Origin of the sequence: Empedobacter falsenii (genome assembly GCF_013488205.1) — a bacterium.
Classification (GTDB): domain Bacteria; phylum Bacteroidota; class Bacteroidia; order Flavobacteriales; family Weeksellaceae; genus Empedobacter; species Empedobacter falsenii_C.
This window is the reverse complement of sequence record NZ_CP040908.1, coordinates 3,324,752-3,336,809: the sequence shown is the minus strand read 5'-3', so window position 1 is coordinate 3,336,809 and position 12,058 is coordinate 3,324,752. Positions and strand designations below refer to the sequence as shown.

The 12,058-nt window shown below is 32.1% G+C and carries 7 protein-coding genes; 4 read left to right on the top strand and 3 right to left on the bottom strand.

Annotated features, from left to right (window positions below):
• Window positions 1-241: 241 nt before the first annotated feature.
• The 4 genes from FH779_RS15595 (at window position 242) to FH779_RS15580 (ending at window position 9,505) form a co-directional block, all read left to right on the top strand.
• Entirely contained in the window at window positions 242-3,250 is a 3,009-nt protein-coding gene (locus FH779_RS15595; RefSeq protein WP_180905356.1) for a SusC/RagA family TonB-linked outer membrane protein, read from the top strand.
• A 12-nt stretch (window positions 3,251-3,262) separates the two neighbouring features.
• Window positions 3,263-4,750, top strand: a complete 1,488-nt coding sequence (locus FH779_RS15590; RefSeq protein ID WP_180905355.1) for a RagB/SusD family nutrient uptake outer membrane protein — start codon at window positions 3,263-3,265, stop codon at window positions 4,748-4,750.
• Window positions 4,751-5,067: 317 nt separating this feature from the next.
• The gene (locus FH779_RS15585; protein WP_180905354.1) at window positions 5,068-8,115 is read left to right on the top strand and encodes a SusC/RagA family TonB-linked outer membrane protein; all 3,048 of its coding nucleotides are present in this window, start codon (window positions 5,068-5,070) and stop codon (window positions 8,113-8,115) included.
• A 10-nt stretch (window positions 8,116-8,125) separates the two neighbouring features.
• Window positions 8,126-9,505 (top strand): RagB/SusD family nutrient uptake outer membrane protein, encoded by a 1,380-nt coding sequence (locus tag FH779_RS15580; RefSeq protein WP_180905353.1) that lies wholly within the window; start codon window positions 8,126-8,128, stop codon window positions 9,503-9,505.
• Window positions 9,506-9,553: 48 nt separating this feature from the next.
• Here the strand turns inward: FH779_RS15580 and FH779_RS15575 are convergent, their stop codons facing one another.
• Genes FH779_RS15575 through recF form a run of 3 tightly spaced genes read right to left on the bottom strand, consistent with a single transcriptional unit; the run spans window position 9,554 to window position 11,886 of the window.
• Window positions 9,554-10,507 (bottom strand): YheT family hydrolase, encoded by a 954-nt coding sequence (locus FH779_RS15575; protein ID WP_180905352.1) that lies wholly within the window; start codon window positions 10,505-10,507, stop codon window positions 9,554-9,556.
• On the bottom strand, window positions 10,508-10,810 hold the full coding sequence (locus tag FH779_RS15570) for a DUF721 domain-containing protein (protein WP_180905351.1): 303 nt from the start codon (window positions 10,808-10,810) through the stop codon (window positions 10,508-10,510).
• The gene (recF, locus tag FH779_RS15565) at window positions 10,807-11,886 is read right to left on the bottom strand and encodes a DNA replication/repair protein RecF (protein WP_180905350.1); all 1,080 of its coding nucleotides are present in this window, start codon (window positions 11,884-11,886) and stop codon (window positions 10,807-10,809) included. Before recF ends, FH779_RS15570 begins: the two co-directional genes overlap by 4 nt.
• Window positions 11,887-12,058: the final 172 nt, after the last annotated feature.

Here is a 12,058-nt window from a genome sequence, read left to right as displayed (position 1 = left end):
TCTGTTAATGAGTATTGATTTTATTTAATTCAAAAAATATTAACATAAAATCGATTTTAATTTTATTAAAAAAAGTTAAAAAAAGATTTATTAATCATTTAATAAGTATTTAATAATGGATAATTGATAAAAAAAAGCAATTTATGTCTTATTTGGATAAAATGTTAATTATATATCATTTTGCTTTTTTCTCTAAAAAATAATGTTCAGATTTGTTCCCCTATTTTATAAAAATAAGACTATGAGGAGAAGAATCACATCTTTGAGTTTGTTAGCTTTCTTAGGTTTAGGAACGGCTGCATTTGCTCAAGTAACAGGTGTTGTAAATGATGCAGATAATTTTCCGGAAGCGGATGTAGAAGTATCTGTAAAAGGTACATACAAAGTTGTCTATACTGACCAAGACGGAAAATTTGACATTGATGCTAAAATTGGAGATATTTTAGTTGTTAATGGAAAGGAATTTAGTGTTACAAGTAACGCTTTAGGTACATTAAAGTACGCTGCTGCTACAAGTTCTACGGTTGATTTAAGTGAAGTTGTTGTGAAATCTATTTTCAACGCTCCATCTAAATCAGGTGTTACAACTGTAAAAGCAAAAGATTTAGAACAGATGAATCCATCTGTATCTATTGACCAAATGTTAGGAGGTAAAGTTGCAGGTCTATCATCTCAAGCGATGAGTGGAGCTCCTGGAGCAACAGCTAATGTTACAATTCGTGGTGCAATTGGTTTGAATGGTGGTGTAAAATCTCCATTATATGTTGTTGATGGTACATATATGACAGCAACAGATGTTGTTGCTATTAATCCGGCTGATATTGAAGAAGTAAGGGTGTTAAAAGATGCTTCTCAATTAGCAATCTTTGGTTCTCGTGGAGCGAATGGTGTAATCATCATGAAAACAAAATCAGCGAAAAAAGGTGAAGCTACAGTAAGTTATTCATCTCGTATTGGAGTGAACCAAATGGTTGATTTGCCAAATATCAACTTGATGAATGCCGAGCAATTGTTAAATTATCAAAATGGTTTAAGTACTATTGGTAATTTAGGTTTAGGGCAAGCTCGTACATCTGAAGAGATTGCAACTTTATCAAAAAATAACCATAAATGGTCTGATGATCTATACAAAAATGGACTTACTTCATCACATTTTATTACGATTAATAAAAATGATGGTGATACATCAAATAATTTTTCTGTAGGTTATGATAAAAATGAAGGAGCTGTTCGATATTATAATGGTATGGAAAGAATTACAGCTACTTTCAATAATACAACCAAAGTAAAAGATTGGTTACGTTACGGAATTAATTTAAACGGGTCTTATACCACGTTAGATTCTCCACGTGATCGTGTTAATGCACAATCTCCATTTTATAATACATTGTTAAATCGTCCTTACGAGACTTTTTATTCAATGGACGCGAATGGAAATGTAGTTTTAGATGCAGATGGAAATAAAGTTTACAATCCTAATGCGAACTATATGGGATATCCTGTTGCAGATGAAATGGAAAAAACGGATGCTCAAACAAGATATTTACGTATTTATGGAACTGGTTTCGTTGAAGCAGATCTTGCTAAAAATGTAACAGCTCGTACAACTTTAGGTGCTACTTATAATCGTACACAGTACGAAAACTTCTTAAAACCATCTTCAGTTTTATCTCAATTATTAGGAGACGGAGGTTCTAAAACAGATAGAAGTACAGACCGTTTTGATTACAACTGGCGTAATGAGGTTTCTTACGAAAATACTTTTGCAGGTAAACATCATCTACGTGTAACAGCAGCATCAGAATATATCAATCAAAGTTTATATTCTATGACAATGTACGGAATTGGTTTCCCTAATGATTATTTACAAACACAAGGGTTAGCTACTTTAATTGAACAAGATTCAAAAACAAACAGATGGAGAATTTCTAAGTTTGGATATTTAGGAGCGGCTTCTTATGATTTTGCAAATAAATATTTTGTTGATGCATATATTCGTCGTGACGGAACTTCTTTAGCAGGTGTTGATAATAAATATGGAACATTCTGGGGAGTGTCTCTAGGATGGAATATAGCAAAAGAAGGATTCTTAAGAGATTCTAAAGCTGTCAATAATTTAACACTTAAAGCTTCGTATGGGGAAGTAGGAGATGATTCAGGTTTAGCTGCTTATGCAAATATGAATCTGATGAATATTTTAAATACATATAATGGTAATCCAGCAAGTTTTCCTATAACAGTTTTAGCAGATAACAATGCGACTTGGGAAAAGAATAAAAAATTAAACGTTGGTTTAGATTTTGGCTTCTTTGGAAATCGTTTAACTGGTGCTATGGCATATTTCCACGATTTGAGATCTGATTTCTTATTTAACAAACAATTACCTTTAGAGGCTGGAGGATATACTACAACTATTAATGCAGGAGAAATTAAAACAGAAGGTTTTGAATTAGAATTAAACTATGATGTGATTCGTTCTAAAAACTTCGATTTATCTCTATATGGTAACGTAACCAGCTTAAAGTATAAAGTAAATCAATTAGCAGATGGAGATAATTTAATAATGCCAGATTCATACGAAAGCATGATTCACGTAGAAGGAGGGAAACCTTATCAATTCTATATGGTTCGTTATGCAGGTGTTGATGCAAATACAGGTAAAGATTTATACTTGGACAGAGATGGAAATATAACTGACGTTTATGATGGTGGAGATGCAGTCGCAACAAACAAATCTTCTCTCCCAACTTTAATGGGTGGTTTTGGTTTGAATGCTAAATTCTATGGATTTGATATCAACGCTGACTTTACTTATTCTGCAGGAGGATACATGTACAACAATACATATGCTTATTTAACAGATCCGACATCTTTAGATAACCATGTTGTTGAAGCTGCTGATTATTGGAAGCAAGCTGGTGATAACGCGTCATTCGCTCTACCAAATACAACAGGGCCAGAATATTCTACAAAATATTTAGAAAAATCTGATTACATCGCATTCCGTAGTTTGTCATTAGGATACAACTTTACAGATTTAGTAAAAGGAACGTTTATCAAAAACTTAAGAATGTTTGCTCAAGTTCAAAACTTAGCATTATGGACAAATTACCATGGGAATCCAATTGCAGGAACAGGAACAAGTGAAAGTAGTGCAGTAGGTTCGTCAGGATATGTGTCAAACTCTTTTACAGCATTCTCTTACCCGTTAGTACGTTCTTATTCTATCGGATTTAACGTATCATTCTAAAAATTGTAACAAATGAAAAAAAATATTTTAGTATTATCGTTATTAGCTTGTGCATTAAGTTTTACATCTTGCAGCGATGACGATATCAACCAAAAACCATACGACGCGATTGAAGTTGGAGATTACTATAAAACGGAATCTGATTTCACAAATGCATTGAATGGGGTTTATAAAGGTTTCGCGCAATCAGGTTATTATGCTGGTTTGAGTAATGCTAGCGATTTAGTTTCTGTTGGAGATATCATGGCAGACAACTTAATTCTAGATCCTAATGGACGTCGTGCAGGTCAAAGAGCACATACTTGGTCATATAATTCGAATTCTGTTCCTACAGATATTTACTCAACTTCTTATAATATTATCTCAAGAGCTAATATGATCTTGTCGAATGTTGATAATTTACAAGACGGCGATTTCAAAAATAATGTTATTGCTCAAGCAAAAGCTGTTCGTGCATTAGCTCATTTTGAAGTAGCTCGTACATATGCTGAGATTCCTACTCAAGCTGCAAATGCTGCATCTACTGTAGGTATTGCTTATGTAGATAAATATGATCCTCAGGCAGCTCCAAAACGTGATGCAACAATTGCTGAATCTTATGATAAAATTATTGCTGATTTAGAAGCTGCGATTCCAAATTTAGAAGCTTCTTCAGAAAGTTCTGTTATGGGGAAATCTGCAGCACAAGCTTTATTAGGAAAAGTATATTTATATAAAGGAGATTATAAAAAATCAATCGAATTTTCTCAACCTGCTGTAGATGCAGTTGCTCCAGCATCACAAGAACAATTAGCTGGATTATGGACTTCTAAAAATAGTGATGGTGTATTATTTGAAATTGCATTTATCAATTCAAGCGATCCGACAATTGGTACAAACTATAGCCAAGGGGCAACGAACGAAAATATTGTAATTGAATATGCAGTAGATAAAGATTTCTATGCTTTGTATAATCAAAAAACAGAATCTGAGCGTATAAATGCGTATTTCAAAATTTTCAACCCTAGTAACCACGATAGTCAAGCTGTTATCGCAGTTAATAAATATATCAATGGTAAAGTAAAATTAGGATTGAATAACGGACGTTATTTACGTGTGGAAGAAGCAATTCTTAATTTAGCTGAAGCTCAATATTTATCTGGAGATCAAGGTGCCGCTTTGATTACTTTAAATAAATTAAGAGATGTACGTTACTCTAATTATACAGGTGGAGAAACTGGAACTGCAATTTTTGATGCAATTCAATTAGAGCGTCGTAAAGAATTAGCTTTCGAAAACGGAGATCGTTGGTTTACATTAAAACGTTTACAAGGAGTTGCTGGTATCTCTCCTGTTTACACAAGCGGTATTCAACGTAGTGGAAACGGTTATTTAGCAAATGGTACAGGAACTGCTTCTTCAGAACAAACATTAAAAGCTGGAGACCACAAATGGCAATTACCTATTCCTCAATCCGTTTTAAACTTAAATAAAAATATGACTCAGACTCCTGGGTACTAATTATAATTTTTTATAGCTTTTAATAAAAAGAGAGAGACTACCGTTTTCGGTAGTCTTTTTTTTTACAGTTGATGTTAAAATTTTAACTTTTATTTTTATTTTATTAATATGAATAAGCTTTTTTTATATAGGTAGATTTGTTATTATTTTATTCTAATTATCGGTTTTATCAATGTTAATATTGAGTTTTTGTGCTAAATATAATAATGTATAGCTATTTTGTTAAGATGTTGATAAATAAAAAAATATAGATAACTTTTTGGAAATCTTAAAAAAAAGTTAGAGTTTTGTCTAAAATGTTATAAAATATTAAAACTATGAGGAGAAGATTAACATCTTTGGGCTTATTAGCTTTCCTAGGACTAGGAACAGTGGCTTTTGCTCAAGTTACAGGTACTGTTAATGATGCTTCAAATTTGCCAGAGGCAGATATTGAGGTTAAAGTTAAGGGTACAGATAAAGTAACTTATACAGATGAAAACGGAAATTTTAATATTGATGCTAAAGTAGGTGATACATTAGTAATCAATGGAAAAGAATTTAAAGTAACTTCTACTAATTTAGGAGCTTTAAAATATACTTCAAATGAGAATGTAGATTTAGGTGAGGTTGTAGTTGTTGGTTTTGGACAAACTAAAAGTGTTCAAGAAATCACAGGTTCAACAAGTACAATGTCTTCAAAATCAATTCAAGATGTGCCAGTTGCTTCTGTAGATAAAATGTTACAAGGACGTGTTTCTGGGGTTCAAACAGGAAATGCTTCAGGTCAACCAGGAGGTATGGCAAGTGTACGTGTACGTGGTATTTCTTCTATTAATGGTGTACAATCTCCAATTTGGATTGTAGATGGTGTTCGTGTAGCGAGTGGAGATTTAACAAGAAACAATACGACAGGTAATATTTTAGCGAATATGAACCCTGATGATATTGAATCTGTAACTGTTTTGAAAGATGCCGTATCAACTGCTGTTTATGGTGCTGATGCAGGAGCTGGAGTTATTATTATAACAACTAAATCAGGAAGAAAAGGTGCTGCGAAATTTAATTTTTCTTCTTCTATAGGATGGAATGATAGAGCTGTTGATATGAACAGACCTTTTACAGCGGAAGAGTATAAGATATACTTAAGAGATCAAGTAAATAATTTATATGGAGCTAACTACTCAATTGAAGATTATATTAATGGAAATATTCCATTGATACCAGCTAATCAAACGACTCTTAGAAATAATATGAAGAATATATTAAGTTCTCCATATTCTACAAACTGGCAAGATGAGACAATGAAAAAAGGGTTTCAACAGAATGTTGATTTTAATGTTTCTGGAGCTAATGAAAGATTGTCATATTATGCATCTGCGAACTATTTTAAACAAGAGAGTATAATTAAAAACTCTAGTTTTAAACGTTTATCTTTTACAAATAAGGTAGCTTATCAAGCAACTGATAAGTTGAAATTATCTACAGATATTCAGATGTCTTATGGTAATATTAGAACTTTACCTAACGCAGGAGGTTTTGCTAATCCAATTTTAGCAGGATATTTTAATAGACCTACAGACCCTGTTAGAAATGAAGATGGTTCTTATTATTGGCAAGCATCTAATCATAGATTATCTAATAATATGTTTAACCCAGCGGCTTTATTAGATATGAATTATAATAAAGCTCAAACCGCAAGAATTTTTGCAAATTTTAAAGCGGAATATGATATTTGGAAAAACATTAAATATACATTAGTATTTGCTCCAGAATATATCAATATCGAAGAAGATCAGTATTGGAACCCTCAACACGGAGATGGATATGGATATGGAGGTTATCAAAAATCAGGAACAAATAGATATTTTAATTTTAACGTACAAAATATTGTAAGTTGGAATCAAAAATTTGATTTACATAATGTAGGAATTTCCTTAATCCAAGAGGCATATAAATCAGATCAACGTTATTTATCTGCAACAGGAATTACTGTTGGTAGTCCAATTTTAGAAACACTAACGAATTTTGTTGTTCCTTACGGATACGAAGGTGGTAGAGGGATTTCTTCTCGTTGGGGGTATGCTGCAACAGCTCACTATGACTATGATAAATTAGTATTAGTTGATGCATCTTATCGTCGTGATATCCTTTCTCAATTCATGCCAGGTCAAAAAGAAGGTGACTTCTGGTCTGTTGGTCTTGGATTTGATGTTGCTCGTTTAGGAGATTTGAAAGGAAATGGGACTCTTTCTATGATGAAATTAAGAGCGTCTTATGGTAAGTTAGGTAACCAAGTAAGCGCTAATCCTTATGCGACATATTCGTATTCAACAAACTATAACGACTATGCAGCAGCAAGTTTTAATAGAGTGTATAATCCGAACTTATCATGGGAAACAGTTAATCCTTTAAACATAGGTATTGACTTTGGTTTCTTAAATGATCGTATTAGATTTTCTGCAGAGTATTTCAACAAGAAAACGAAAGACTTGATTTATGATTTACCATTATCAGCTTCACAAGGTCTTTATAACGTAACAAACGGTAATGCAGTTTATACTGATAATATTGGAGAGTTAGTGAATAAAGGTTTTGAATTCACAGTGAATGCAGATATCTTAAAAGGAGATCGTAACCAATTCAATTGGAATGTAGGATTTAACTTGTCAACTTTAGATAATGAAATTACGAAGTTATATGGAGGTGAAGTTAAAGGAAGTTCTACAATTCTCAAAGAAGGAGAAGGTGTAAGAACATTCTACTTAAGAAAATGGGCTGGTGTTGATGCAACAAATGGAGATCCATTATGGTACATCAATGGAAAAGATGGTGCAACAACGAATAATTATGCCGCAGCGCAACAAGCTGTTCAAGGATCATTTATTAGTGATGTATATGGAGGTATGAATACGTCATTAGCTTATGCTGGATTCTCATTAGATCTTCAATTTACTTTTGGTTTCGGAGGAAAAATTTATGATAACTGGGCTGCATATAACTACAGTGATGGACAATATACAATCAACTATCCTGGGTATGGAGATGTAATGGGTGATTACTGGACACCAGAGAATACAAATGCATCTAATCCAAAACCAATTTATGGAGGAAATAAAAGATCGAATAGTGCTTCTACTCGTTTCTTATATGATTCAGATTACATTCGTTTAAGCAATGCAAGATTAGCATATACATTTGATAGTAAAATGCTAAAAGGAAGTGGATTGAATTCAGTTCAAATGTATGTAATGGCAAACAATGCTTGGACACATAGATTTGATAAGGATTTAAAGTTCGATCCTGAAACGAATGTAGCTGGATATACAGATTTTAACTTACCTGTTTTAAAATCATTCTTATTAGGAGTTAATGTAAGTTTCTAAAAAAAAAAAAATGAAAAAAAGATTATTTACCATAGCAGTTCTTACTGCAAGCGTTTTGTCATTAAATATTTCTTGTAGTGATGATTTTGTAGAAAGAGAGTTTTATCAAGAAGTGGAACAAAAACCTTTAACATCATATGATGAAATACAATCATTCGTACGTGGAGCTTATTCTCAGATGAGATCTGCCAAGTATTATGGATGTGATTTCTTAGCATATGGAGAAATACGTTCAGATGAAATGTATAGTAATAAATTGTCAGGTTATTATACTACAATTCAAGATTATACAATGTTGTCAACTGATGCATATGCAAAAGATTCTTGGGGAGTTATTTATAAAATGATTGCTAATTCAAATATTGTTATCAATTCTGATGTAGAAAAGTTTACGGGAACAGATACGGAAAAAAAGCAATCTTATTTTGTTCAAGGTCAAGCTTACGCATTAAGAGCTTTAGGTTTTTTTGATATTTTAAGATTGTATGGTCAAAAATATACAAATGCACCTGATCAATTAGGAGCAGTACTTCCTTTAAAGTACGACCCGAAAGCGAAGATGGCCCGTGCAACAATTACTGAAACTGAAGCTCAGATTGAAGCAGATTTCAATAAAGCTGTAGAAATTATGACTAAATATAGTGCTAATACTACTGTTTCTGGCAAAACAGATATTAACCTTTCTTCAGTGAAAGCATTAATGTCTAGATATTATCTGTATAAAGGTAACTATGCAAAAGTTAGACAGCTAACTAATGAAATTGTTACTGCAGGAGGGTATAGCATAGCTGCTCAAGGTTTGTTAGCAGAAACTTTTAGATTTACAATGAATGGTGCTGCTCCTAACTCAATGTTCGAGTTGTCAGTAGGTACAACTAATTCATTATCTACATCTTCCTATAGACATAAATTACATCCAAATGGATATGGAAATGTAGTTGTAAAACCTGAAACATTAACATTGTATACAACTGGTGATATTCGTAGAAACTTTGTTCAAACTGCAAATGGGTATAATTATTTAACAGGTAAATATACAAATTCAGTAGGAGCTGATAATATTAAAATGATTCGTTACGAAGAGGTTGTTTTAAACGGAGTCGAAGCAGAATTAAACGGAGGAGATCCAGCTAAAGCATTAACTTATTATAATTCTTTAATTACTCAACGAGGATTAACTGCTGCTACTACAGTTACTATGGATGTTCTTAAGAAGGAGAGATCTAAAGAGTTGTTAGGTGAAGGTTTAAGACAATGGGATTTATTACGTTGGGGTGATATATCTTATGCAAATGGTAAAGACAAAAATCTATTAGCTTTTCCAATTCCTAGAATTGAAACTGATTTATCTGGAACTTTAATTAAATCTAATCCAGGATATGATAATTAATTAAAGTTTGTTAAATAAAAAAATCTCGAAGCTTGCTTCGAGATTTTTTTATTTAACAAACTCCCAAGCTCTAATTTCAGCCCAAGAATGTTTATTGTTTTCTAAAGGGAAGCCGCAATGTCCACCGTATTTTGGCATTTCAAATGTGCAGAATTTATGGTTTTTAAAACGTTCGATAGGATAACAATCATTTCCTAAAAAAGGATCATTAGCAGCGTTAACAATCAAACACGATGTTTTGATATAATCTAAAACAGTTGCAGGAGAAGCTTTATGATAATAATCTTCTTTGGAAGAATAGCCATGTAAAGCTGCTGTAAAATATTCGTCTACTTCATCAAAAGTTTTGATTTTATCAATCATTTTTTCATTCAGAACTCCTGGAAATTGTTTTGCTTTTACTTTAAATTTTGGAACTAAAGTGCGTTTAAAATTTTTAAAATAAACAGTATTCGGAAATATTTTCAATGTATCAGCACAAGATTTTAGAGAAATTGGTGCAGAAAAAACTACAGCAGATTTTATCTTGTTCGAAACTTCATAACTTCCAAGATAATTCAAAATTAAAGCACCACCCATCGAATAACCAATCAAATAAATTTCTTGATAATTTTCTTTTAACGCTTTTTCTACAACTCTGTGTACATCGTCAATCGAACCGTGATGATATAATCGACAAGTTTTGTTCATTTCACCACCACAAGAACGATGATTCCAAGCTAGAATATTAAATCCTTTATCATAAAAATAATCTGAACACGAATTAAGATACGTTCGTTTTGAATCGCCTTCTAATCCGTGAAAAAGTATAACTAATTTGTCTTTATTTTTTTGAAATCGCCAATCCAAATTCAGAAAATCACCATCATCAGTTGTGATTTTTTCTCGAGTATAATTTGGAACAGGGTATTTCTTGAATTTCGCAGGAATAATGGTAGAAAGATGAGCATTTCTATTGATAAAATTAGGTGTAGGATAAGAAGAATGTTCAATTAAAGGCATTTAAAATATTTTTACGTCAACTAAAAAATCCTTTTTAATTTCTTCATTTATATTAGCTAAAATCTTCGATTTTCCCATCAATAATTCTTGTCGCATTGCAGGAGAATTAATTTTTACATACAAAACACGTTGTCTTACTTCAACTCGATCAGTATATTTCTCGAAAAACTTTCCCATCACCGTTTGCCAAGCCTCTTCTGCTTTCACTTCCCAAATCAATTCTTCCTTTCCACTTTGTTTAATAAAATGCTCCAAAGCTTGACCAAGCGTTTGCTGATTACTTCTTTTTTCGTACTTTTTCATAAACGGAAAACTTTACTTTCAGAATTAATTTGTTTAATGATTTGCTCTGTTCTTTCGGGATGTGTATCGGTGATAAAAATTTGACCGAATCGTTCCTCGTTTACTAATTTAATCAATTGTGTTACACGATGTTCGTCCAATTTATCAAAAATATCGTCCAATAATAATAAAGGAGTGATGTTTAATGAAGATTTGATAACTTCTAATTGGGCCAATTTCAAGGCAATTAAATACGATTTTTGTTGACCTTGCGAACCAAATTTCTTGATTGGATAATTGGTAATCGTAAACAATAAATCATCTTTATGTATTCCAGCTGTTGAATATTGTGTCGAACGATCTTTGTACAAAGCCTCTTTCAGAACCGTTTCAAAAGGTGCGTCATTTAATTGTGAAACATATTCGATGTTAACTTTTTCTCGACCTTCTGAAATTTCATTGTAATATTTTAGGAAAGCTTCCAAAAAAGTTTGAATAAATTCTTTTCGAACTTCATGTATTTTCTTTCCTAAATGAATCAATTCTTCATCATAAATTTCCAAAGAAGTTGAATCAAATGTATTATTTGCAGCAAAGTATTTTAGCAAGGCATTTCGTTGAACTAAAACCTTGTTGTATCGCATCAAATCAGCTAAATATTGCTTATTCGATTGCGAAATAATATTATCCAAAAATTTGCGTCGAACTTCACTTCCTTCTTTGATTAAATCACTGTCATAAGGTGAAATCATTACCAAAGGATATTGTCCAATATGATCAGAAATACGATCATACGATTTCGAATTTCGCTTTAATTGTTTGGGCTGACCAGAACGAACCAAGCAAAAAATCACATCATCAGATTCGTTTCGATCAAAAGTACCTTCTAATGTAAAAAAATCACAATCAAACTGAATATTCATCGCATCCGAATGATTCAGATACGATTTACTTAAAGCCAAATAGTGAATAGCATCCAAAACATTGGTTTTACCTTTCCCATTTTGTCCTACAAATGCATTAATCTTTGGTGAAAATTCGAAATTATTTTCATCAAAATTCTTGAATTGTCGCGCTTTAAGTTCTTTCAAATACATAAAAGCAAAATTACGATATTAATTAAGATTTATAAGATTGATTTGTGTAGTGATTGTCAAGCTGAATTTATTTCAGCTTCTCATCCTCTTTTTAATTTTGTATAGAATTATCATTCAGAGCTTGTTTCAGAATCTTTCTGCAGCATAATTTATTTTTTAATAACGTGATGTG